18 protein-coding genes are annotated in these 20,427 nt (G+C 65.3%); 6 read left to right on the top strand and 12 right to left on the bottom strand.

The window, feature by feature from the left end:
- Positions 1 to 101: 101 nt before the first annotated feature.
- Entirely contained in the window at positions 102 to 1,280 is a 1,179-nt protein-coding gene (locus tag A3AS_RS0126310) for an acetyl-CoA C-acetyltransferase (RefSeq protein WP_026202376.1), read from the bottom strand.
- 320 nt (positions 1,281 to 1,600) lie between these two features.
- On the opposite strand from A3AS_RS0126310, the gene phaR reads away from it, so the two are divergent.
- Together phaR and A3AS_RS0126300 are read left to right on the top strand one after the other, a co-directional pair.
- Positions 1,601 to 2,197: a polyhydroxyalkanoate synthesis repressor PhaR gene (phaR, locus tag A3AS_RS0126305; RefSeq protein ID WP_018320524.1), complete on the top strand. Its 597-nt coding sequence runs from the start codon at positions 1,601 to 1,603 to the stop codon at positions 2,195 to 2,197.
- Positions 2,198 to 2,385: 188 nt separating this feature from the next.
- Positions 2,386 to 3,003, top strand: a complete 618-nt coding sequence (locus A3AS_RS0126300) for a trans-aconitate 2-methyltransferase (RefSeq protein ID WP_018320523.1) — start codon at positions 2,386 to 2,388, stop codon at positions 3,001 to 3,003.
- Between the two features lie 127 nt (positions 3,004 to 3,130).
- On the opposite strand, the gene A3AS_RS0126295 is transcribed toward A3AS_RS0126300, so the two are convergent.
- The gene (locus A3AS_RS0126295; protein ID WP_018320522.1) at positions 3,131 to 4,018 is read right to left on the bottom strand and encodes a branched-chain amino acid aminotransferase; all 888 of its coding nucleotides are present in this window, start codon (positions 4,016 to 4,018) and stop codon (positions 3,131 to 3,133) included.
- 219 nt (positions 4,019 to 4,237) lie between these two features.
- On the opposite strand from A3AS_RS0126295, the gene A3AS_RS0126290 reads away from it, so the two are divergent.
- Entirely contained in the window at positions 4,238 to 5,173 is a 936-nt protein-coding gene (locus tag A3AS_RS0126290; RefSeq protein ID WP_018320521.1) for an alpha/beta hydrolase, read from the top strand.
- Between the two features lie 9 nt (positions 5,174 to 5,182).
- On the opposite strand, the gene A3AS_RS0126285 is transcribed toward A3AS_RS0126290, so the two are convergent.
- Positions 5,183 to 5,428: a hypothetical protein gene (locus tag A3AS_RS0126285; protein ID WP_018320520.1), complete on the bottom strand. Its 246-nt coding sequence runs from the start codon at positions 5,426 to 5,428 to the stop codon at positions 5,183 to 5,185.
- Between the two features lie 213 nt (positions 5,429 to 5,641).
- Between A3AS_RS0126285 and A3AS_RS0126280 the strand changes: the two genes are divergently transcribed.
- A complete protein-coding gene (locus A3AS_RS0126280; protein WP_018320519.1) occupies positions 5,642 to 6,514 on the top strand; it encodes a hypothetical protein in 873 nt (290 codons plus the stop codon).
- 233 nt (positions 6,515 to 6,747) lie between these two features.
- Positions 6,748 to 8,331, top strand: a complete 1,584-nt coding sequence (locus A3AS_RS0126275; RefSeq protein WP_049814992.1) for a sensor domain-containing diguanylate cyclase — start codon at positions 6,748 to 6,750, stop codon at positions 8,329 to 8,331.
- 16 nt (positions 8,332 to 8,347) lie between these two features.
- Here A3AS_RS0126275 and A3AS_RS0126270 read toward each other — a convergent pair whose 3' ends face one another.
- The 3 genes from A3AS_RS0126270 to A3AS_RS0126260 form a co-directional block, all read right to left on the bottom strand.
- Positions 8,348 to 8,908, bottom strand: a complete 561-nt coding sequence (locus A3AS_RS0126270) for a carboxymuconolactone decarboxylase family protein (RefSeq protein WP_018320517.1) — start codon at positions 8,906 to 8,908, stop codon at positions 8,348 to 8,350.
- Positions 8,909 to 9,014: 106 nt separating this feature from the next.
- A complete protein-coding gene (locus A3AS_RS0126265) occupies positions 9,015 to 10,178 on the bottom strand; it encodes a PLP-dependent cysteine synthase family protein (RefSeq protein ID WP_018320516.1) in 1,164 nt (387 codons plus the stop codon).
- Positions 10,179 to 10,221: 43 nt separating this feature from the next.
- A complete protein-coding gene (locus A3AS_RS0126260) occupies positions 10,222 to 10,686 on the bottom strand; it encodes an Lrp/AsnC family transcriptional regulator (RefSeq protein WP_026202375.1) in 465 nt (154 codons plus the stop codon).
- A gap of 158 nt (positions 10,687 to 10,844) precedes the next feature.
- Here A3AS_RS0126260 and A3AS_RS0126255 point away from each other — a divergent pair, with 158 nt between their 5' ends.
- Positions 10,845 to 11,861 carry a 1-aminocyclopropane-1-carboxylate deaminase gene (locus A3AS_RS0126255; RefSeq protein ID WP_018320514.1) on the top strand — a complete coding sequence of 339 codons (1,017 nt, stop codon included), beginning with the start codon at positions 10,845 to 10,847 and terminating at the stop codon, positions 11,859 to 11,861.
- Between the two features lie 126 nt (positions 11,862 to 11,987).
- Here the strand turns inward: A3AS_RS0126255 and recQ are convergent, their stop codons facing one another.
- The 6 genes from recQ to A3AS_RS0126225 form a co-directional block, all read right to left on the bottom strand.
- Entirely contained in the window at positions 11,988 to 13,853 is a 1,866-nt protein-coding gene (gene recQ / locus A3AS_RS0126250; RefSeq protein ID WP_018320513.1) for a DNA helicase RecQ, read from the bottom strand.
- Positions 13,854 to 13,971: 118 nt separating this feature from the next.
- A complete protein-coding gene (locus A3AS_RS0126245) occupies positions 13,972 to 14,715 on the bottom strand; it encodes a polysaccharide deacetylase family protein (RefSeq protein WP_018320512.1) in 744 nt (247 codons plus the stop codon).
- Between the two features lie 102 nt (positions 14,716 to 14,817).
- On the bottom strand, positions 14,818 to 15,816 hold the full coding sequence (locus tag A3AS_RS0126240; protein ID WP_018320511.1) for a homoserine O-succinyltransferase: 999 nt from the start codon (positions 15,814 to 15,816) through the stop codon (positions 14,818 to 14,820).
- Between the two features lie 12 nt (positions 15,817 to 15,828).
- Complete coding sequence (locus tag A3AS_RS0126235; protein WP_018320510.1) at positions 15,829 to 17,130, bottom strand: O-acetylhomoserine aminocarboxypropyltransferase/cysteine synthase family protein; 1,302 nt, start codon at positions 17,128 to 17,130, stop codon at positions 15,829 to 15,831.
- A 369-nt stretch (positions 17,131 to 17,499) separates the two neighbouring features.
- A complete protein-coding gene (locus A3AS_RS0126230; RefSeq protein ID WP_018320509.1) occupies positions 17,500 to 19,062 on the bottom strand; it encodes an amidase family protein in 1,563 nt (520 codons plus the stop codon).
- A 120-nt stretch (positions 19,063 to 19,182) separates the two neighbouring features.
- Positions 19,183 to 20,364: an MFS transporter gene (locus A3AS_RS0126225; protein WP_026202374.1), complete on the bottom strand. Its 1,182-nt coding sequence runs from the start codon at positions 20,362 to 20,364 to the stop codon at positions 19,183 to 19,185.
- Between the last annotated feature and the right edge of the window lie 63 nt (positions 20,365 to 20,427).

Genomic DNA, 20,427 nt, shown 5'->3' with positions numbered 1-20,427 from the left:
ATATTTGATTTGCAACCGCTGCCTTTTTAGTCGCGTGCAACGCACTCACTGACGTGTGCAGCGCACGCGCAAACCGCGCGTAAGCTACGCGTCAGCTATCTTCAGTCGCGCGCGATGCACATTGCGATGCCCATGCCGCCGCCGATGCACAGCGTGGCGAGGCCCTTCTTCGAATCGCGCTTTTGCATCTCGTGCAGCAGCGTCACCAGCACGCGTGCGCCGGACGCGCCGACCGGATGACCGATCGCGATCGCGCCGCCGTTGACGTTGACCTTGGAGGTGTCCCAGCCGAGATCCTTGTTGACGGCGCAGGCTTGCGCCGCGAAGGCCTCGTTGGCCTCGATCAGGTCGAGATCGCCGACATTCCAGCCGGCCTTCTTCAGCGCGGCGCGCGAGGCCGGGATCGGGCCGGAGCCCATGATCTTCGGATCGACGCCGGCCTGCGCCCAGGACACGATCCGCGCGAGCGGCTTCTTGCCTTCCTTGGCGGCCTGTTTGGCGGTCATCAGCACCACGGCGGCGGCGCCGTCATTGATGCCGGATGCCGAGCCCGCGGTGACCGTGCCGTCCTTCTCGAAGGCGGGCTTGAGCTTGGCCATGCCGTCGAGCGTGGCGCCATGACGCGGATATTCGTCGGCGCTGACGACGATGTCGCCCTTGCGGGTCTTGATGGTGACGGGGACGATCTCGTCGTTGAACTTGCCGGCCTTCTGCGCCGCTTCGGCCTTCTGCTGCGAGGCGACCGCGAACTCGTCCTGCTGGGCGCGGGTGATCTGCCACTGCCGTGCGACGTTCTCGGCGGTGTTGCCCATGTGGTAGCCGTTGAAGGCATCCCACAGGCCGTCCTTGATCATGGTGTCGACGAACTCGACGGCACCCATCTTGACGCCGCCACGCAGATACTGGGCGTGCGGGGCCATGCTCATGGATTCCTGGCCACCGGCGACGACGATTTCGGAATCGCCGTTGAGCAGCGCCTGGTAACCGAGCGCGACCGTGCGCAGGCCCGAGCCGCAAAGCTGGTTGACGCCCCAGGCCGGGCTCTCCACCGGAATACCGGCGGCGATGGAGGCCTGGCGGGCCGGGTTCTGGCCCTGGGCGGCGGTCAGGATCTGCCCCATGATGACTTCCGAGACCCGGCCGGGCTCGATGCCACCGCGCTCCAGCGCGGCCTTGATGGCGACGGCGCCGAGATCGTGGGCGGGAAGGGTCGCGAACGCTCCGTTGAAGCTTCCGACCGGGGTGCGGGCGGCGCTGACGATGACGACATCGTCTGACATGGGCATCTCCTGAGGCTTGAGGTTTCTTGAAAGGGGGCAGGCGGGGCTTTGAGAAAACGGCTCGCCAGTCTCGTCAGCCATCCTGTTAACGTCGTTGAGGCATGTCAATCGGCCGGCGACCGAATTCATGCCGCAGCGCATTCAAAATAGCGTTCTTGGCGCTTTCGCAAGCAAGATTTTGCTCCGCGATTAACCGTGCCGCACAAAACGGTAGCGTGAGCCCTTTGAAAATGCTTATTTTGTTGCGTTGCGTACTCTTCCCGCCCTGCGGCATAGCCCGCCGGGTTCCCGTTCTCCGCGTTCCTTGCAAGTGAGAGCCCATGGCGAAATCAGACCAACCCACAACCATCAAGAAATACGCGAACCGCCGGCTCTATAACACCGGGACGAGTACCTACGTCACGCTGGAAGACCTTGCCGCGATGGTCAAGGATGGCGAAGATTTCCTGGTCTATGACGCGAAGACCGGCGACGACATCACCCGCTCCGTGCTCGCCCAGATCATCTTCGAGCAGGAGAACAAGGCCGGCCAGAACCTGCTCCCGACCACCTTCCTGCGCCAGCTGATCCGCTTCTACGGCGACAGCATGCAGATGGTGGTGCCGAAATATCTGGAGCAGTCGATCGCGACCCTGACCCAGGAGCAAGAGAAGTTCCGCAAGCAGATCGCCAACACCCTGTCCGGCACTCCTTTTGCTCCTCTGGAAGAACAAGTCCGCCGTAACATGGAGCTGTTCCAGCAGACCTTCTCGATGTTCAAGCCGTTTGCTCCCAATGCGGGCCGTCCGGCGACCAGCCCGGAGCCGGAGCCCGACGCGAACGCCGAGGCGCCGAAGGACACCAACATCGACGATTTGCGCCAGCAGATGAAGGACATGCAGGAGCGTCTCGAGCGCATGTCGAAGAAGGACGAGTAGGACCTTTCGCGCCGACCAGCGCGTCCGCAGCGACGGACGCGCGATTGGCAATTTCGCGCGCGCCTACCATTTCTTCCTCATCGGCTTTAGCCCAGTCATCCCCGCGCAACGGCGAAGCCGTTGTCGCTGGAGGCCGCCGCTCCGCTCCGGCGCCTCAGGGTGACGGCTTGACACGCACGGAGCGCGCCATGTCCGATCGCACCATGCATTGGGACAACGTCTACGCCACCAAGGGCGAGACCGAGGTCAGCTGGTTTCAGGACAGCCCGACGATCTCGCACGACATGATCCGCGCGGCCAATCCGGATCACGACGCGGCGATTATCGATATCGGCGGGGGCGCTTCGCGGCTGGTCGACGCTCTTCTTCAAGACGGATATCGCGATCTCACCGTACTGGACCTCTCCGCCAAAGCGCTCGACGCGGTGAAGACGCGAATCGGTCAGGCCTCTTCCGCGGTCGACTGGATCATCGCCGATGCCACGGCTTGGCGGCCGGCCAGGATTTACGATGTGTGGCACGACCGCGCGGCCTTTCACTTCCTGACCGAGCCCCGCGACAGGGCGGCTTATGTCGAGCGGCTGCGATCCGCGATTGCGCCCGGCGGCCAGATCATCATTGCGACCTTTGCGCCCGATGGTCCGGAGAGATGCAGCGGCTTGCCGGTGCAACGCCATGACAGCGCCAGCCTTGCTGCAGAGCTCGGGCCGGAGTTCGAGCTGGTCGAGACGCGACGCGAGACGCATCACACGCCGTGGAATTCGGCGCAGGCGTTTCAGTTCAGCCGGTTTAAGCGAAGCCTTTAGAAACGGGTGTCATGCCCCGGCTTGACCGGGGCATCCAGTACGTCGCGGCTTATCGAGAAATCACAACTGGCTCTGGCGTACTGGATCNCCCGATCAAGTCGGGCGATGACAGCGGAGTCAATGGCAGCTACGCCGCCAGCTTCACCGCATGCGCGAAATCCCAATAGAGTTTCCGCGCTTTGGCGTAGAACGGGCCCGGCTTCAGCTCGCGCTCGTCGATGCGGATCACCGGGGCGACCTTGGCGAAATTGCCGGTCGAGAAGATCTCGTCGGCAGCCACGAAGTCGGCATAGCGCAGCGTCTTCTCGACCACGGTGACGCCGTCGCCGCGAAGCAGGGTGATGACGCGCTGGCGCGTGATGCCGTTGAGGAACGTGCCGTTCGGCACCGGCGTATAGACCACGCCGTCCTTGGCCATGAACACGTTGGAATTGCCGAACTCGGCGACGTTGCCGAGCATGTCGAGCATCAGCGCGTTCTGGAAGCCGCGGGACGCAGCTTCCGCGAGCGCGCGCGAATTGTTCGGGTAGAGGCAGGCCGCCTTCGCCTCGACCGGCGCACATTCGGCGGTGGGCCTGCGGAACGGCGACAGGGTGATGGCGTTGCCGACGGGTTTGGGCATCGGCGCCTCGTAGATGCACAGGCACCAATTGGTGGTCTCGGGGTCGAACAGCACGCCGCCGCCCGAGCCGTTCTCCGCCCAATACATCGGACGGACGTAGAGCTCGGCATTGGCCGCAAAGCGCGCAATGCCCTCATTCGCAAGCGTGAGCCAGGTGCCGGTGTCGACCACCGGCTTCAGGCCAAAATTGATCGCGGATTGATTGGCACGGGCGACATGACGGTCGAGATCGGGCGCAACACCCTCGAACGCGCGTGCACCGTCGAACACGATCGAGCCGAGCCAGGCTGCATGCGTGCGCGGGCCCATGATCGGCACATTGCCGTCGTGCCATTTGCCCTCGAAGAAGGTCCAGCTCGGCGAATATTCGATCGGCTTCCTGATCTCGGCCATATCAGGCCTCCCCTTGCATATCCCCGCACTATTGTCCCAATTCCTAAACGATTTGCTGCGGGGATGAGGTGAGTTACCCTCTCCCCTTGTGGGAGAGGGTGGCTCGCCGCGTAGCGGCGAGACGGGTGAGGGGTATCTATCCGCGATCTCATCTGCGGAGAAAACCCCTCATCCGGCGCTACGCGCCACCTTCTCCCACAAGGGGAGAAGGGAAGATCCATGTCGCTCGATCCGCTCGCAAAGCGCTTGTTGACCATGATGGCTGCGGCCGGGCCGCGGGCGGGGGCCCGGCCGAGCGTGGAGGCGCGGCGGCAATCGCTGGCGAAGCTGATGCAGTTCGCACGCACCGATGCGCCGGATGTGACGACGCGCGACGGCATGCTGCCCGGCCGCGCCAGCGAACTGCCCTATCGGCTCTACACGCCTGCAAATGCCGATGAGCGCGCGCCGGGCTTCGTGTTCTTCCATGGCGGCGGCCTCGTCGCCGGCGGCATTGCCACGCATGATCGCATCGCGGCGGCGCTGGCGCATGCCACCGGCTGCCGCCTCGTCTCGGTCGACTACCGGCTTGCGCCGGAGCACAAATTCCCTGCCGCCGTCGACGACGCGATTGCCGCCACCGAATGGGTTGCGCGCGAGGCCACATCGCTCGGCATCGATGCGGACCGTCTGGTGGTGGGCGGCGATTCCGCCGGTGCAACGCTCGCTGCGATCGTATGCCAGGAGGCGGCGCAGACCGCCGGCCTCGCCATCGCCGCGCAATGCCTGATCTGCCCGGTGCTGGATTTCGAGGAAACCTCGCCCTCACGCGAGGCCTTTGCCGAGGGCCATCTGATCGACCGCGTCACGATCGAGGCCGATCTTGCCGACTATCTGCCTGACGGCATCGACACCGCCGATCCCCGCGTGTCTCCCTTGCGGGCAACACGGCTGACGGGTCTGCCGACCGCGATCATCCACACGGCCGAGTACGACCCGATGCGCGATGAAGGCAATGCCTATGCCCGCAAGCTGCTCGCCGCGGGCGTCGCTGTCGAGCATGTCTGCCACGACGGCATGGTTCACAATTTCCACGCCATGGGCGCGATCCTGCCGCAGGCGCAGCTGGTGCTGTCGCAGATCGGCGAGCAGGTGCGGCGCGCGGTTGCGAGATAAGAGCGCGGATCAGGCGCGCGCATCGATAACGGCCCTGGCTGCCACAACATAGTCAGGCCAATGGGCGTCCGCATAACGTTCGGCCTGCCGGGCGCAGGTGACGTCGGGCGCATGCGCCGCGGCGATCATGCGCGCGAAGCGCTCTTCGGCAACCGTCGTGTCATCGGGCACTGGCGAAGATGCGGCCGCGACAGCGGTCGGAGCGACGGCGAGCCCCGCCATTCCGGCGAGCAGGATGCGGCGTGACGTGGTCATGGCTGTCGTCCTCCATTGTCCGGCCTCCTCCGGCCGCCGAGCGAGTCGGTGCAATCGCGACAAGGTAACCGCGCCTATCGATGCAGTCCATGGTTTGCGGATAGCGCTTGACCATTGGAACGATCACGTTCCATCTAGCGCACGATTTCGCCATACAGTCCCCGCGCGCCGGATTGTCACGTGTCCCATCGCAGCCCATCGTATCGCCCGACCTTGCGCGCTGTCGCGATGGGACTGGCCTGCCTGATGGTTTCGGCCAGCGCCGTCTTCGCCGCCGAAGATGAAGAGGACGGGCCGGCGAAGCCAGCGGTCCCGAACCTTTATCTGGATCTGCGCACGACCTATGCGTCGATCCCGGCAGGCACGCTCGGGCTCGGCTTCGGCACCACGTCATTGTCGGCTGCGCTCGAAGCCCTGGCGGTGCGCAGCGGCGCAACGCTGCCGAACGGCCTGCCGGCCACCAAATCGATGGCTGTCGATCTGCCGCTGACCGTCGACGTCAACGACCGCGTCTCGCTTTATGGCGGCGTGTCGGGCTCGACGACCGACATTGGCGGCGGCTGGTCGACGTTCGACGTCACGAGCTGGAACATCGGCGTGCAGGCCGACCTCTATCAGCAGAATGGCGGAACGATCCCGACCATCACGCTGCAATCGACCCTGACGCAGTCGGTGCCGAACGATCAGGGCATGACGAATTCATTGAACAACATCCTGGAATTCGACTACGCGCTCGACGAGGACGAGACGCGGGGCTGGCTCGCCGGCATGCAATACACTTACACCACCATCGCCAGCCCGTTCGCCAGCATCCGGCCCAACACGATCCTCTATGCCGGCGGCTATTACCAATGGCCGAGCAATTGGAAGTTCACCGGACGCCTCGGCATGCAATCGTTCGGAGGCGCGCAGCTCGCGGGCCGGACGCTGGCGGAGCCCTTCACGCAACCGTTCCTGCGGCTCGACCTCGATCGCATGGACGACAACGACAACCGCCTGTTCGGCATCACCGCGCAGATCGCCTGGACGCCGAAGCCGTCCTATCAGGTGACGTTGCGAACGCCGCTCTATGCGGTCCGGAACTGACTGGGATCATGGTGGATAGGAGGTAAACCGAATCTCCCGTTTTCCCGACATCGGTACAGCGGTCGCAATAGCCCGGCATTGACGATGAAGGACTTTCGCATTCGCCGCGGGGCCGCCCGCGGTCCTCCCGGGCCATGGGCTACACGTCGGTCCTCTCGTCAGAGTGCCCATCCAGTTACCTCTCGGCAATATGCTTGCGACAGACTGGGCCGGAGTCACGCGGGAGGCTGCGAGTGTCCCATTTGGTCCCGGAACGGACGTTGCTTGCTGGAAAGATCTTCTTCAATTTCGGCCAGTCGTCGATCGATTGCGTCGTGCGCCGGCTGACCGAGGAGGCGGCGACGCTCGAAATGGAGAGCGGCCTCGGGGTGCCCGAGCGCTTCCAGCTCAGGCTCGCGGGGCGCGAGATCCTGACCTGCCGCGTGATCTGGCGATCGGACCGTAAGGTCGGCGTCGCCTTCGAGCAATCGGGCAGCGTCGAGCGCATCGCCGGCGAGGAGCGCGGGCGCTCGTCCGATGCGCTGATGCGCAGCCAGATGCTGGCGCTGCGTGCCGCGCTCGATCATGTGCCGACCGGCATCGTGTTGCTGGATTCCAGCCTCAGGGCGCGCCTCATCAACCGGTCGTTTCGCCAGATGTGGCGCCTGCCTGACGAGGTCGCCGACAGCAATCCATCCATCCTCACGCTGCTCCATCACGGTCGTGACACCGGCGCCTATGAGGTGCCCGACCCCGAGCTTGATGCCCTGGTGGCGGAACGCGTCCGTGTGATCGAGGCGGGCGATCCAACGCCGATCGATCTGCGCCGGACCAATGGCGATGTCGTGCGCGTCCAGGTCACGCCCCTGCCCGATGGCGGACGCATGCTGACCTATACCCCCGTCACCGACATCGTTCGCGCTTCGGACGAACTGAAGCTGCTGCGGGACGCGCTGGAGAATGTTCAGGACGGGGTGCTGCTTCTCGACCCCGAACTGCACGCCACCTTCATGAACCGGCGCATGCGGCGCTTCTGGGAGGTCAGTGAAGCCGAGGCGACGGACCGGCCGGCCTATTCGTCGCTCGTGCGACGCCTGCACCGTGCCAGCGCGCCCAATCTTCCGACCAACGAGCTCGCGAGATTTCCAGCGCGGCGCGTCGCAGAGGTCATGGCCGGCGACCATGTGCGCGATTTGCAGACGCCGGACGGAAGGCGCATCAGGGCCCATTGCACCACGATGTCGAACGGCGGCCGCATGCTGACCTATGTCGACATCACCGACCTGACGGAAAAGGCTGCGATGCTGGAGACGCTCGCGACCACCGACCCGCTCACCGGCCTCTACAACCGCCGCCACTTCCTCGAGAATCTCGATGCGGAATGGAGTCGGTTTCAGCGCTATTATCGCTCCGTCTCGGTGTTGATGCTCGACATCGACCACTTCAAGTCGGTCAACGATCGCTACGGCCATGCCGTAGGCGACGCCGCGATCAGGGCTGTCGCGGCGGCGTGCCTCGACGGCAAGCGCAAGTCGGACATCGTCGGCCGCCTCGGCGGTGAAGAGTTTGCCGTTCTGCTGCCCGAGACCAGCCTGTCGCGCGCGAGGACTGTCGCCGATCGCATCCGCAAGCGCGTGATGAGCGCGCAGATCGTCGCCGGCCAGATTCAGTTCGGTCTCACCGTGAGCGTCGGCATCGCGGAGGCGACCGTCAGCATGTCCGGCATCGACGCGCTGATGGGCGCGGCCGATCAGGCGCTCTACCAGGCCAAGGCCGACGGCCGCAACCGCTGCATCGCCTTCGCGCCTCCGCCGCCCGCAAGCAAGGCGGCGGAATGATCGAAGGACGCAGCTTTTAGTCCGGCACCGGCACGTCGAAGGTGTTGAGCGTGACCGAGACCATGCAATAGACGCCGACGAGATAGGACAGCTCGGCCGCGCCGTGCTCGCCGAACTCCTTCACCGCGGCGCGCCAGGTCAATTCCGGCAGCACGCCACCCCCGACCAGCGCGGACGCCACGTCATATGCGATGGCCTCCTGTCTGGTGAGATCCACCGGCCGCTGGCCGGCGACGATGGTCGCGAGCTTTTCGTCGGACAGGCCGCGCTGCTCGGCGACCAGCACATGGGCATAGAGCTCGTAGCCGGAGCGGAAATGCGAGCCGGTGACGAGGATGGCGACCTCGCGCACCGGTGCCGGCAGCAGCGGGTTCGACGCGATCGCCTTGACCAGCTCCCACACCGGCTTGCCGAAGCGCGGCTCGCGGATCCAGGGATTCCAGGGCCCGAGCAGCGCGCCGTCGTCGCGCATGTTCACAAAACCCTTGAAGTGGTCCTTGATGCCCGCTCGCATGTCGTCATAGAGCAGCTTCTGCTCGTCTGTCAGATCTTTGAGATCGAGAATGGGAAGGCGCACGGGAGATCTCCTCGTTGAGAAGGGGTGAGGCTTGCCCGCAGGTGCGCGCAACGCAAGTGAAGTTGCCGTGACATCGCACGCCGAGCGGGCGTTCCGGCAAATTCGACTATGTCGCCTCGGGGCTTCGGGCGCTCTGGGGATTTGCGAAATCGTCGACGGCGAGCGTCAGCGGCTCACCTGTCTCGAGAAACGACGACAAACTGGCCTCGAACGGCGCCGGATCGAGCCCGCGCGCCTTCAGCCAAGCGGGCTCGTAATAGGTCTGGCGATAGCGCTCGCCGGAATCGCAGATCAGCGTCACTAGCGACCCTGTCGCGTTCGCCTGCCGCATCTCCGAGGCGAGCCGGCACAGCGCCAGGAAATTGGTGCCGGTGGACCCGCCCACCGGGCGGCGCAGCCGACGCGACAGCACGTTCATCGCCGCGATCGTGGCCGCATCCGGGATCTTCATCATCCGGTCGACCACACCCGGCACGAAGGAGGGCTCGCAACGCGGACGGCCGACGCCCTCGATCAGCGACGGGCGATCGCACACACGGGAGCGGTCCTGCGAACGGAAGCAATCGAAGAAGGCGGAATGCTCGACATCGGCGACGCAGAGCCGCGTCGGATACTGTCGGTAGCGCAGATAGCGTCCGATGGTGGCCGAGGTGCCGCCGGTGCCCGCGCCCATCACGATCCAGTCCGGCAACGGCCGCGGCTCGCCCTGCAATTGCGTGAAGATCGATTCGGCGATGTTGTTGTTGCCGCGCCAGTCCGTTGCACGCTCGGCGAAGGTGAACTGATCCATGTAGTGGCCGTTCAGGCGCGCGGCGAGCGCGGCGGCCTCCGCATAGAGCGCGCGGCCGTCGTCGATCAGATGGCAATTGCCGCCATAATGCTCGATCGCGGCGATCTTCTCGGCCGAGGTCGTGCGCGGCATCACGGCGTAGAAAGGCACGCCGATCATCTGCGCGAAATAGGCCTCCGAGACCGCGGTCGATCCCGACGACGCCTCGACGACCGGCGTGCCTTCGCGGATGTGGCCATTGCAGAGCGCGTAGAGGAACAGCGAGCGCGCCAGCCGGTGCTTCAGGCTGCCGGTCGGATGGGTGGATTCATCCTTGAGATAGATGTCGATGCCCGATAGCGCCGGCACGATCAGCCGGATCAGATGCGTGTCGGCGGTGCGGCACTGGTCGGCCTCGATCGCGGCTATGGCCTCATCGACCCAGCCGCGCCGATAGGCCGGCCCGGCCGGATTGTGCTGGCGGAAGGGAAATGTCTGCATCGAGCGAATCTCTCACGACACGCATTGCGCATCAAGGGCGCGCTCAAAATTCCAGCGGCGCGTTGTCGACCACTTCCTTCATCACGAAGAAGGTGCGGGTCTGGCGCACGCCGGGCAGCGCGATCAGCTGCTCGCCATGGATGCGGTTGAAATCCTCCATGTCGCCGACGCGGATCTTGAGGAAATAGTCGAAGTCGCCGGCGACGAGGTGGCAATCGAGCACGAATTTCAGCCTGGCGATCGCCTGCTCGAAGATCGCAAAGCTCTCGGGCGTCGAGCGGTCGAGCACGACGCCGACCATCACCAGGGTGCCCTTGGCCACCTTCTTCGGCGCGACCATGGCGCGCACCGTGGCAATGAAGCCGTCCTCGAACAGGCGCTGGGTGCGGCGATGGCATGTGGCAGGGCTGATCGCGACGGTTTCTGCCAGCTCTGCGTTGCTGAGCCGACCGTTATTCTGCAGTAATCTCAATATCTTAAGGTCGGTGCGGTCGAGCCTGGCAGCCATGAAAGGAGCTTCCATTAACGGATGATATTCTGGAAGAATTCTTAGCACTTGGCCCTCTTTCCGCAAGAAGTCGCGCAATATTGGCGCAATATTCGAGAGCACATTTTTCCGGCGCGATGCTAGGGAGCTGCCGACGCCAACGCCAATCGGGATGACCCATGAAGCTGGACAAATTTCCGCGCTATCCTTTGACCTTCGGCCCGACGCCCATCGAGAAGCTGGAGCGGCTGTCCAAACATCTCGGCGGCAATGTCGAGGTCTATGCCAAGCGCGAGGACTGCAATTCCGGCCTTGCCTATGGTGGCAACAAGCTGCGCAAGCTCGAATACATCATCCCCGATGCGATCGCCTCCAACGCCGACACACTGGTCTCGATCGGCGGCGTGCAGTCGAACCACACCCGCATGATCGCCGCCGTCGCCGCCAAGATCGGCATGAAGTGCCGCCTGGTGCAGGAAGCCTGGGTGCCGCACGAGGACGCCGTCTATGACCGCGTCGGCAACATCATGCTCTCGCGCATCATGGGCGCCGACGTACGCCTGGTCGACGACGGTTTCGACATCGGCATCCGCAAGAGCTGGGAACAGGCGATCGAGGAAGTGAAGGCGGCGGGCGGCAAGCCTTACGCGATTCCGGCCGGCGCCTCCGTGCACAAGTTCGGCGGCCTTGGCTATGTCGGCTTCGCCGAAGAGGTGCGCAAGCAGGAGAAGGAGCTCGGCTTCACGTTCGACTACATCGTCGTCTGCACCGTCACCGGATCCACCCATGCCGGCATGCTGGTCGGCTTCGCCGCCGATGGCCGCGCCCGCAAGGTGATCGGCATCGATGCCTCGTTCACGCCGGCGCAGACGAAAGCGCAGGTGCTCGAGATCGCGCAGAACACCGCAAAACTCGTCGAGCTCGGCCAGGAGCTCGTCGCTGACGACGTCGTGCTGATCGAGGACTACGCCTATCCCGCCTACGGCGTGCCGTCGGAAGAGACCAAGGAAGCGATCCGCCTGACCGCGCGTCTCGAAGGCATGATCACCGACCCCGTTTACGAGGGCAAGTCGATGCAGGGCCTGATCGACCTCGCGCAGAAGGGCTATTTCGAGAAGGGCGCGAAGATTCTGTACGCCCATCTCGGCGGCGCGCCGGCGCTGAACGGATACGCTTACGCGTTCAGGAACGGGTGAGTGAGGACATAGCTCTCGCCCGCTATCTTCGTAGCCCGGATGGAGCGCAGCGTAATCCGGGACTCGCGAATGCGGAAAGACTGCCCCGGATTGCGCTACGCTCCATCCGGGCTACGTCATCTATTCCTACCGCGTCCTGACGATCTGCAGCAGCTCGTCGCCGTAATGCTCGAGCTTCTTGTCGCCGATGCCGGGCACGTTGCGGAGCTCGTCGAGTGTCGTCGGCCAGGCCCGGACGATGCCGTCGATGGTGGCATCGTGCAGCACCACATAGGCCGGCACGCCGCGCTCGCGCGCGACCTCCGAGCGCCATGAGCGCAGCCGCGCGCGCAGTTCAGGATCGACATCACCTTCCGGGGCGCCGGTCGCAGGCGCAAGGTCGCCGCGGCGGGATTTGCCGCGGCTTGCGCGAATGCGCGTGCCGGGCGCTTCCTCGCGCAGCCACACTTCGGTCTCACCGCGCAGCACGCCGCGCGCGGTCTCGGTCAGCTTCAGCGCGCCAAAGGCTTCGCTGTCGCTCTGCAAATGGCCCATCGCCACCAGCCGCCGCAGCACGGTGCGCCACTGCTTTTCGTTGAGCTCGCGCCCGATGCCGAACACGGACAATTTGTCATGGCCGAACTGCGTCACCTTCTCGGTCAGGCGCCCCACCAGCACATCGATCAGGTGCATCGCGCCGAAACGTTGCCCGGTGCGATAGACGCAGGACAACAGCTTCTGCGCCAGCACCTTGCCGTCGCGCATCTTCGGCGGCGTCAGGCAGTTGTCGCAATTGCCGCAGCTCTCGCCCATCACGATCTCGCCGAAATAGGCGAGCAGCCGCCGGCGCCGGCAGTGCGGCGTTTCGGCAAGGCCGACCAGCGCATCAAGCTTGCCGATCGAGACTCGCTTGAATTCGTCGGAGGCGCTGGATTCGTCGATCATGCGGCGCTGCTGCACGATGTCGGAGAGCCCGTAGGCCATCCAGGCCGCCGACGGCTTGCCGTCGCGGCCGGCGCGGCCGGTCTCCTGGTAATAGGCCTCGATGCTCTTGGGCAGGTCGAGATGGGCGACGAAGCGCACATCGGGCTTGTCGATGCCCATGCCGAACGCGACGGTCGCGACGATGACGATGCCGTCCTCGTTGAGGAAGCGGTCCTGGTTGCGCGATCGCACGCCGCTGTCGAGCCCGGCGTGATAGGGCAGCGCGGCAATGCCGGCCTCGTCGAGCGCAGCGGCGACCTCCTCGACACGGTTGCGGGACAGGCAATAGACCACGCCGGCGTCGCCGGCATGGCGCTCCCGGATGAACTCCTTCAGCTGCGACACCGCACTGCGCTTGTCGACGATCTCGTAGCGGATGTTGGGCCGATCGAAGCTGGAGACGAATTGCGGCGAGTCCGCGAGCTGAAGCCGCGCCACGATCTCCTTGCGCGTCAACTCGTCGGCGGTCGCGGTCAGCGCGATGCGCGGCACGTCCGGGAAGCGCTCGGCGATGATGGAGAGGCCGACATATTCGGGACGGAAGTCATGGCCCCATTGCGAGACGCAATGCGCCTCGTCGATCGCGAACAGCGCCACCTTGGCCTGCGCCAGCAGCGAGAGGCAGCGCGGCGTCACCAGGCGTTCCGGCGCAACATAGAGCAGATCGAGATCGCCCGCGAGCAGGCGCCGCTCGATGTCGGAGGCTTCCTGGAAGCTCAGCGACGAGTTCAACGCAGCGGCGTTGACGCCGGCCTCGATCAGGCCCGCGACCTGGTCGCGCATCAAGGCGATCAACGGCGACACCACGATGCCGCAGCCCTCGCGCAGCAGCGACGGCAGCTGATAGCACAGCGACTTGCCGCCGCCGGTCGGCATCAGCACCAGGCAATTGCCGCCGTCGGTGACGTGCCGGATGATCTCGCCCTGCGCGCCACGAAAACCCGGCAGGCCGAATACCGAATGCAGCACCGACAGCGCGTCACGGCCGTTGGGCGGCGCAGGTCGCGGAGCGGTGGAAGGGGCTGACATGAGAGGGCTGGAACCAAGGCCGTGAGATTCGTCACAAGGCCAGTCGCATGGCGGCGCGGGCGTGGCAAGCCCATCTTCTACCGACCTCTCCCCGCAAGCGGGGAGAGGTGAAAAAAAGCTACGCCCCGATCCTGCGCAGCGCTTCCGCGACCGTCACGATCGGCATGTTGCGCTGTCCGGCCGCCTCCAGCGCGTGGCGCATCAGGTCCGGGGTGCAGCCATAGGGGCTCGGCGCGTCCGCGACGTCATGGCCGTAGAAGATCAGCCATCCACCGCTCGCGACCGCCTCGTCGAAATAGCGATCGACGCCTGCCTTGTCGATCTCGCAATTGACCAAAGGCGACGCACGCAGGAACTGGAGATCGATGACGTCGCTGTTGACGCCGGGAAGGATGCCGCGCGCAGAACGGAAAGCCTTGGCGAGCTGTGGCTTGCGCCAGACCGAGGCGATCCCATAGGGATAGGCGAAGTTCTCCAGATTGATCGAGGAGTCGATACTGCGAAAATAGGTGCGGTTCCGCTCGATCTCGCGCGCCATCGCGGCCTCGTCGAGCTTGGACGAGCTCTGGTGCGAGAAGGTGTGGCAGGCAATCTCGTGACCGGCGCGGTGAAGCCGCACGATCGCGTCATCCGACAGGCCGTGCCAATGATCTGACGGCTGGCCGATCAGGCTGCCGGCGAGATAGAACGTACCGCGGCCGCCATGCTCTTCCAGGAGCGCGGCGCCTTCGCCTGCAGCGCTATCCGGGGCATCATCGAAGGTGAAGCTCACGATCGGCGCATGCGCGGGCAGCCGATGCGGCGCGGCGCGGAAATGCCGGGCCAGCCGATTGCTCACGCGTCCCTGGAGTGCCGACCACACGACTGCGTTTCCCGTGATTGACGTATGTCTGTACTGAAACATTCGCGCGCTGGTCGAGGCAAGCCTAACGCTTGGGTAATCCTAACGCGGCACCAATATCGGCTAACGCGCAAGGACCGGCGCTTCGGCTTCCATGCTGAGATATTGCAGCCAATTGCGAAAAAGCACCTCGGCGGCGCTGCCGGCGCCGATGTCGGCGCGCAAACTCAGCCGGGGTAACTCGTTGGTGAGTGCCGGGTGGCGCTGGTGCGCCGCCTTCTTCTCGAAGCGGATCAATTTCTCTTCCGTCGCTGCGTCAAAATAGCTCACGGGCAGGCGCGGATAGCTCTCACGCTCCCGCGCAAGGTAGCGACCGATGTCGCGCAGGTATTCGCGCTGGAGCGACAGCGCGTCATATTCCGGATGCCCCTGGAAGAACACGAACCGGCTGGCATATTGGCGCACGAAAACGTCGACGCCGGCCTCAGCCGAGCGTGTCAGCACCTGATAACCGGCCTGCACCAGATCGCTCTCCGCGATCTCGTTCAGGCGCGAATGCGACACCTTCAAAGGCGCCGGCGCGGCGCGCGTCAGCGCATCGCTCGTCACGGCGTCGCAATCGAAGATACCGTGACATTTGGCTGGCAGGCGCCGCCGCCCGATGCCGTCGAGGTGCAGCACCGCCGCATGCGCGGCAAGACACGACCAGATCGTCGAACGCGTGTTGGCCTTGGCCCAGTCAATGAGGTCGGCGAGGTCGCGCCAGTACGGCTCCTGGTCGAGTTCGGGCGCGACCGGCTCGGCGCCCGTCACGATCAGCCCGTCGAATTTCTGGCGCTTGAGATCGGACAAGTCTGAATATTCGCTCTCGACATGCCACTTCGCTTCCGGCGAGCGCTTCACGCTGGGCAGCGAGAAGCAGTGGAAGCGGATGCGGCGCGGACCGGCCGCAGCCTGAAGCAGCTTCAAGAACTGACGCTCGGTCGCCTTCAGCGCCGGATCCGGCATGTTGTTGACGAGCCCGATCGTGAGCTCGCCGCCGTGATCGCGCGCAAGATCGCGCTCGGCCGGCACCAGCGCCGGGCTCGAGATGACTTGATCCCTGTCGATCAAGATCGTCATTGGCGCCGTCGCCTACTCCGCGGCCTCGAGGCGCGCTGACCGGCAGGCCTTGTCCAGCGCCTGGTCGATGTCCTCGATGATGTCAGAGACATGCTCGATGCCGATCGACAGACGGATCGTCTCCGGCAGCACGCCGGCGACGCGCTGCTGCTCTGCCGACATCTGCCGATGGGTGGTCGAGGCCGGATGGCAGGCCAGCGACTTGGCATCGCCGATATTGACGAGGCGCGTGATCAGCTTCAGCGCATCATAGAAGGACTTGCCCGCCTCCATCCCGCCTTTGATGCCGAAGGTGAACAGCGAGGAGGCGTTGCCATCGAGATATTTCTGCACCAGCGGATAATACGGGCTGTCGGGAAAGCCGGTGTAATTGACCCAGGCGACGCGCGGATCCTTGCGGAGGAATTCGGCGACCTTGCGCGCGTTCTCGACATGGCGCTCCATGCGCAGCGCCACGGTCTCGATGCCCTGCAGCAGCAGGAAGGCGTTGAACGGCGACAGCACCGAGCCCATGGTGCGCTGATAGACGCTGCGCGCCCGCTCGATATAGGCGGTGCGACCGAAGCGCTCGGCATAGACGAGGCCGTGATAGGAGGCATCCGGCTTGTTGTAGGCCGGGAAACGGTCGGCGTATTTCGCCCACGGGAAGTTGCCGGAATCGACGATGGCGCCGCCGAGCGTGGTGCCGTGACCACCGAGGAACTTGGTCAGCGAATGCACGGCGATGTCGGCGCCGTAGTCGAACGGCCTCAGCAGGATCGGGGTTGCGACGGTGTTGTCGACGATCAGCGGCACGCCATGCGCATGCGCGACCTTGGCCAGCGCCTCGATGTCGCAGACATTGCCGGCGGGATTGCCGATGGTCTCGGCGAACACCGCGCGGGTGTTCTCGTCGATTAGCTTCTCGACCGCCTCGGGCTTGTCGCTCTCGGCGAAGCGGCCGGTGATGCCCTGCCGCGGCAGGATGTGCGAGAGCAGCGTATGCGTGGTGCCGTAAAGCTGCGGCATGGAAACGATGTTGCCGCCGTGATCGGCGACGTTGACGAAGGCGAAGTGCAGCGCCGCCTGGCCGGTCGCGACCGCGAGTGCACCGACGCCGCCTTCGAGCTGCGCGATGCGCTTCTCCAGCACCGCGCTGGTGGGGTTGGCGATGCGGCTGTAGCGAAAACCCTCGGCCTCGAGATTGAAGAGCGCCGCGCCGTGATCGGCGCTGTCGAAAGCGTAGGCCGCGGTCTGGTAGATCGGCACTGCGACCGCGTGCGTGGTCGCTTCGGGTTCGTAGCCGGCGTGAATAGCGATCGTCTCGTTGCGCATCGTGCCACCTCCGCGTGGGGCGGGCCGCACTTATTGGCCTGTATGAGGCATGTGCGTTGTCCGCCGCCCCCGTGTTAGAGCCGGGTGGTAAAGCGGACAATAATTCGCTTAGAGATCGAGGAAGTAACCCTAATGCTTGTCGGCGAATTGGCCGGAATCCGGGTTAAAGCCGATTAACGAAGTGCTGCTTTGGTGCGCCTCGCGAGGTCCTGTGGCGCGAAGCGCCGGATGAGGGGTCTCTCTCCGCGAAGTAATTTCCATAGAGTTCGCGGAGAGAGACCCCTCACCCGTCTCGCCGCTATGCGGCGAGCCACCCTCTCCCACAAGAGGAGAGGGTGAGACTGTCAATGCGGCGATAACCGGCTTGGACTAGGCCATGCTCTCCCACAGCCGATGCGCGAGCACGCCGGCGCGCTTCTCGATCGCGGCCGCTGCGTCGAGCGCGAGGTCCTCGCGATAGCGCCCGGCAATGAGCTGCACGCCGATCGGCTTGCCGTCGTGGAGGGCCACCGGCACCACGGCGCCGGGCAGGCCCAGCACGTTGATCGCGGAGATGAAGCGGATCTCGCCCCAGAAGATCTCGCGCACGCGCTCGGGGCTGACGGTATCCTCGCGCGGGCCCGGCGTCGGCTTCACCGTGGTCGGCGCCAGCACGACCGGATACTCCTCGAAGAATAATTGCCAGGCGCGAATGTGGCCGTTGCGCGCGGCGGTCGCCTGCATCCAGGCCTTGAGATCGAGCACGTTGGCCTTGGCCTTCATGCCGCCCCAGGCCTTGTGGAAATCCTCGGAGGTGACCTTCAGCATGCCGGCCTCCTGCATCACCACGGTCTCGTTGGTGATGATGTCGCACCAGGTCTGCCAGACGCCGTTGATGTCGGGCACCTCGACCTCGCTGACGCGGTAGCCGGAACGTTCGAGATGATCGGCGGCCTGGCGCAGCGCCGCGCGGACGGAGGGATCGACCTCCATGTCTTCGGGGATCTTGGCCAGCGCCACCTTGATCGGCCCCTTCGGCCTCTCGCCGACCAGCGGCGCCGGCACCCACCAGGGATCGCGCGGATCGCGCCGGCTCATCACCTCGAGCGCAAGGCGAACGTCGCCGACATGGCGGGCGAGTGGCCCCTGCGCCGACATCAGATGCGCCAGCATCGGCCGCTCGGCCGTTGCGCTCGCGTTGAACGCGGGGATGCGTCCCTGCGTCGGCTTGATGGTGGCAACGCCATTGCAATGCGCGGGCCAGCGCAGCGAGCCGCCGATGTCATTGCCATGGGCGATGGTGCCAATGCCGGCGGCGACCGCCGAACCCGCACCGCCCGACGACCCGCCGCAGGTGATGTCAGGATCCCAGGGATTGAGCGTCAGCCCGTGCAGGGGATTGTCGGTAAAACCGCGAAAGGAGAATTCCGGTGTGTTGGTCAGCCCGATGACGATCGCACCGGCCTTCTTCAGGTTGCGCACCACGGGCGCATCCGACGGCGCGACCAGGTCCTTGTTGGCGGGCACGCCGTTGAAGTTCGGCCGGCCCTCGTAGTCGACGTTTTCCTTGATGGTGATCGGCACGCCGTGCAGAAGGCCGAGCTCGCCGCCCTTTGCGCGCTGCTTGTCCGCGGCATGCGCGGCCTTCAACGCCTCTTCCGAGAGATCGACGACGACCGCGTTCAGTTTCGGATTGACGGCGCGCATCCGTTCGAGATGCGCCTCGACGGTCTCGACGGCGGAGATTGCGCCGGAGCGGATTGCAGCCGCGGTCTCCACCGCCGACCATTGCCAGGCCGGTCCCTTGGGGCGGCGCGATGAAGCCAGCTTGAGCCCCGCGGCCTTCTTCGCAACGACGGCCTTGCGGCTTGCGCTGGTCTTGCTCAAGGTTTTCGCCGGTTTCTTCGAAGCAGTCTTCTTCTTGGCTGTCTTCTTGGCCGTCTTCTTCGCCACGTCGCATCTCCTGGAATTGCGCCGAGGAAGTTACGGATGGCGAAAGGAAGTGTACAGGTGCGTTTTATGCATGGGCCAACGGCGCGACGCGGCGAATTGTCCGCGGTCGCGCCGCTTGCGTTATTCCGCGGGGCAGGCCGCGACGGCCGCCGGAGCGCGGTCGAGCCGCAGGCTCCACAGCGCCAGCACGAGACCGACAGCGGTGATGCCGGCTGCGACCAGAGGCAGCGCCGAGAGGCCGAGCCCGCGGTCGATGGCGACGCCACCCGCCCAGGCACCGAGCGCGTTACCGAGATTGAACGCGGCGATGTTGAGGCTCGAGGCGAGCGTGCGACCGCTGGGACCGGCCGCTTCCAGCACGCGAAGCTGGAGCGGGGCGACAGTCCCAAAGGCCGCGATGCCCAGCAGCAGGATCAGCACGATCGCCGGGATCTTGACCGGCAGCACGGCGGCGAGGCCAAGCAACACGATGGCGAGCGCGGCGAGCGTTCCGATCAACGCGCCGGCGAGGCCACGGTCGGCGAGCTTGCCGCCGGCAACGTTGCCGATCGCGAGCCCGACGCCGAACACCAGCAGGATCGGCGAGACCGCGGCTTCCGAAAACCCGGTGAAGCGCGTCAGGATTGGCTGGATGTAAGTGAAGACGACGAACAGCCCGGCAAAGCCGAACACGGTCATGGCAAGACCCAGCAGCACTTGCGGGCGGCCGAGCACCGATAGTTCCTCGGCAAGCGAGACCGGCTTGTCGCCGTTGCCGACATGGCCGGGCACGAGGGCTGCGACCACGGCAAAGGCGATCACGCCGATGACCGTCACGGCCCAGAACGCCGCGCGCCAGCCGAGCATCAGGCCGAACCAGGCACCGAAGGGCACGCCCAGCAGCGTCGCGACGGTGAGACCGATGAACATGGTGGAAATCGCGGAGGCCCGCTTGTCCTCGGCGACGAGGCTCGTCGCCACCACCGACCCGACGCCGAAGAAAGTGCCGTGGGCGAGCGAGGTCAGCACGCGCGCCGCCATCAGCAATTCGTAGTTCGGCGCCAGCGCACAGGCCGCATTGCCGAGCGTGAAGATCGCCATCAGCGCGAGCAGCACGGTTTTGCGCGGCATCCGCCGCGTCGCCAGCGTCAGGACGGGCGCACCGACGAACACGCCGAGCGCATAACCGGAGATGAGCAGGCCCGCGACCGGTACCGACACATGCATGTCGGCCGCGACCTGCAGCAAGAGGCCCATGATGATGAATTCAGTGGTGCCGATGCCGAAGGCACCGGCGGTGAGCGCGAGGACGGCAGGAGGCATGCGTAGCTCCGATGGATGAGACGAGCCACGCAGATAGCCGTGCCCGTGCAAAACCGATAGGAT

Source organism: Bradyrhizobium sp. WSM2793 (assembly GCF_000379585.1).
Taxonomy (GTDB): Bacteria; Pseudomonadota; Alphaproteobacteria; order Rhizobiales; family Xanthobacteraceae; genus Bradyrhizobium.
This window is presented reverse-complemented; position numbering and strand designations above follow the sequence as displayed.